This window comes from Mycobacterium szulgai (genome assembly GCF_002116635.1).
In the GTDB taxonomy this organism is placed as follows: Bacteria; Actinomycetota; Actinomycetes; order Mycobacteriales; family Mycobacteriaceae; genus Mycobacterium; species Mycobacterium szulgai.
In genome coordinates this window covers 1-3308 of record NZ_LQPW01000100.1, presented here as the reverse complement: position 1 = coordinate 3308, position 3308 = coordinate 1, and the positions used below count along the sequence as shown (strand labels likewise).

Sequence of the window (3308 nt, the reverse complement as noted above, 5' to 3'; positions counted from 1 at the left end):
CGGCTCACATCTCAAATACCGCGGCGAGGAACTGGATCGCCATTCCGGCGGCCATGGCCGCTTGTGCGAGAGTCCCGAGGGATTTGAATCTCGTTGTGGCGAGGCCGGTGAGGTAGCGCCGTATCCAGAAAACCGTTGCGGTCGCGAAGATCAGGGCGCCGAGCCAGCTCGCTGCGGTGAACCAGGTGAGCGATCCGCTGTTTGCTGATGCGCTCGTCGTCGCCGCGTCGATGCCCCGCATCGAGGCCGCCGCCTGCGGAGGCGATGGGCCAGCGGCCAGATGACTGTCCATGGCGGCATACATCCAGGCCGTGGCCAGCATCATCATCGCGTGGTATCCGCCCAACCGCAGCTGGTCGCCTGTGCGGGCAGCGACGATGGTCATCGTCGCGAACCACACGGCCGCCAGCAGGAAAAGCACCGCGGGCAGTGTTGGCGGCAATCGCATGCTCCATGGCCATGCCATCGCCGCCATGGCGACTGCCATCAGGACGTGCAAACTGTGGCTGAGGATGACCGACCATGGGCGGCGTCGGGTGAGGATGGGTAGGGCGCATTCAACGGCGCCCAGCGCGAACAACCCAGTGACGGTCCACCGCAGCAGAACGTCGTGGATCATGTGGTCGCGGGCCGCTCGGGCAGGGTATCGATCGTTTTATCGCGGCCGAAGTGGCGTAGTCGCAGGGAGTTGGTAACCACGCTGACCGAAGACAGGCCCATCGCCGCGCCTGCCACGACGGGGTTGAGCAGCCCGAATGCGGCCAGGGGAATAGCAGCGGTGTTGTAGCCGAAGGCCCAGCCCAGGTTCTGGTGGATTGTGCGCAGGGTTTGGCGTGACAGTTGAAGCGAGCGCACGACACCGTCGAGGCGGTCTGACATCAGTGTGATGTCGGAGGCTTCGATGGCTACGTCGGTGCCGGTGCCGATCGCGATGCCCAGGTCGGCCTGTACCAGCGCGGGCGCGTCGTTGACGCCGTCGCCAACCATGGCGACCAGCCTGCCCTCACCTTGGAGGCGCTGGATCTCGTTGACCTTGTCTTCAGGCAATACCTCGGCCAGTACCCGGTCGATACCGACCTGCTGGGCGATTGCGGTCGCCGTACGGGCGTTGTCACCGGTGATCATCGCGACTTGTAGCCCCATCGCGTGCAGTTGCCGGACCACCTCGACGGCGTCGTCTTTGACCGTGTCTGCCACCGCGAGCACACCAACGACTTGGTCGTCATGGCCGACGAACACCGCTGTGCGGCCCTGCTTTTCGAGCTCAGCGGCGGTCGTCGCCAAATGCTCGGGAAGGCCTAGACCGTGGTCGTCGACGAGCTTGCGTCGCCCGACCAGCACTGCTCGGCCGTCGACCTCGGCGCGCACGCCGTGGCCGGCCAGACTGGTGAACGATGTGGCGGCGGGAATCTTTAGAGCGCGCTCGCGAGCGCCGGCGACGATGGCCGCGCCGATCGGGTGCTCGGAGCCCGACTCGACCGCCGCGGCGATCTGGAGCACCAGATCGCCTTCTTGCCGTTGGTCGGCAACGACTTCGGTGAGCCGCATCTGGCCACGGGTCAGGGTGCCGGTCTTGTCGAATACCACGGTGTCGATCTTCTTGGAGGCTTCCAGCACCTCGCCGCCCTTGACCAAGATGCCCATCGCCGCGCCGCGGCCGGTGCCGGCGATGATCGCTGTGGGAGTGGCCAGACCCAGCGCGCACGGGCACGCGATGATCAGCACGGAAACCGCTGCGGTCATGCCCGCGATCGGGTTGGCTGCCAGCACCGCCCACGCCGCAAAGGTCAGCGCGGCCACGCCCAGCACGGCGGGCACGAACACCGCAGACACCCGGTCGGCTAGCCGCTGTACCGGTGCCTTGCCACCCTGAGCCTGCTCGACCAGGCGCACAATCTGCGCCAGCGCCGTGTCAGCGCCCACGGCGGTGGCGCGCACGGTCAACCGCCCGTCGGTGTTGACGGTCGCCCCGGCAACCCGGTCGCCGACCGTTTTTTCCACCGGCATCGACTCGCCGGTCAGCATCGACTCATCAACAGCCGCGCGCCCGTCGACGATCTCACCGTCCACGGGAATCTTTTCGCCGGGCCGCACCAAGAGCAGGTCTCCGACCTGCACCTGCTCCACCGGCACGAGGATTTCTTGGCCGTCGACGAGCAGGCAGGCTTCCTTCGCGCCCATCTCCAGCAGCGCGCTGATCGCCTCGCGGGTCTTGCCCATGGCTCGGGCCTCTAAATAGCGGCCCAGCACCACGAACGCGATGATCAACGCAGCGGTGTCGAAGAACAGCGGCCCACCGGCGAACAGTTGGTAGGTCGAGTAGGCGAACGCGGTCAGCGTCCCCAGGCTGATCAGCGTGTCCATGCCCGCAGACCTTGCCCGTGCCTGCTGCACGGCCCCGACCAGGAACGGCCAGCCGGCCACGAACTGCACCGGCACCGTCGCGGCAAAGGTCAGCCAGCCCGCCCACGCACCGCCGAACAACATCGGTGCTGCCATCGACAACAGCCCCAACGGCGCGGCCAGCCACACCCGGCGTAACCACTTCCGTTGCTCACCCTTGGCATCGGCGACCGGCGCCCCATGACACGACGGCGCCGGCTGATGACAACTACCGCCGCTTACGGTCTCTGCATTGTCGGCATCAGACGACAGGCCGAGCACGCGCAAGATCCCACCAGCGATCCTTGCCACCACACCGGTTTCGCCGACACTCGCCGAGTAGGGGGCGCGTGCGGGCACCGAATCCGCAGGGACGTCGCGAGCATCGAGGATCGCCGATAGCGCCGCGGCGGTGTCGCAGTCATCGGGCAGATACCAGATCACCACCGATCCCGTTCGCGGATAGGCCTGCACTGCCCGGATCCCGGGCACCGTAGCGACTGTCTCTTCGATCGCCACGGCCCGGGCCGCGTCCATTACAAAATCGCTGACGAGCACCCGCATCCGCCCGCCCCCTTGGGAGACGACCCTGAGCGTGGCGCCAACGTCAGCGGCAGTTTTAGTGACAAGCATCGTTACCCTCGACGGTCGAAGCGACGGCCGAGTCCACCGCCGCCGGTGCGGGCACTCGTTCCCCGATGCGGTCAGCCGCTTCGGCAAGCACATCAGCCGTCGCCAGGCGCGCCCTCTCGGCGGCCTCCTTGGTGATGCGCTCAGTGGCGCGAGCCCCGCGCAAACTCACCGCGGCGGCGCTGACCGTCACTTTGCGCCACGGTGCCTTGGCCAACGCCTCATACGCTGCGGCACCTACCAGACCGGTGACCACAGTGGGCACCGCCTTGCTTAACAGTCCTTGCCAAGCCATT

General features: G+C 67.0%; 3 protein-coding genes. All 3 read right to left on the bottom strand.

The window, feature by feature from the left end; all coding sequences use genetic code 11:
* Positions 1-4: 4 nt before the first annotated feature.
* From AWC27_RS14765 to AWC27_RS14755, 3 genes are read right to left on the bottom strand one after another with little or no spacing between them, the layout of a single operon-like run.
* On the bottom strand, positions 5-619 hold the full coding sequence (locus AWC27_RS14765; protein WP_085671171.1) for a DUF5134 domain-containing protein: 615 nt from the start codon (positions 617-619) through the stop codon (positions 5-7).
* Positions 616-2946 carry a copper-translocating P-type ATPase gene (locus AWC27_RS14760; protein ID WP_139837010.1) on the bottom strand — a complete coding sequence of 777 codons (2331 nt, stop codon included), beginning with the start codon at positions 2944-2946 and terminating at the stop codon, positions 616-618. Before AWC27_RS14760 ends, AWC27_RS14765 begins: the two co-directional genes overlap by 4 nt.
* Before the next feature lie 55 nt (positions 2947-3001).
* Positions 3002-3307, bottom strand: coding sequence for a DUF1490 family protein (locus AWC27_RS14755; RefSeq protein ID WP_085671169.1), 306 nt, complete (start codon positions 3305-3307; stop codon positions 3002-3004).
* Position 3308: the final 1 nt, after the last annotated feature.

Coding starts and splice junctions, on each gene's coding strand:
- AWC27_RS14755 (WP_085671169.1), bottom strand. CDS start 3,307: ATGGCTTGGCAAGGACTGTTAAGCAAGGCGGTGCCCACTGTGGTCACC.
- AWC27_RS14765 (WP_085671171.1), bottom strand. CDS start 619: ATGATCCACGACGTTCTGCTGCGGTGGACCGTCACTGGGTTGTTCGCG.
- AWC27_RS14760 (WP_139837010.1), bottom strand. CDS start 2,946: ATGCGGGTGCTCGTCAGCGATTTTGTAATGGACGCGGCCCGGGCCGTG.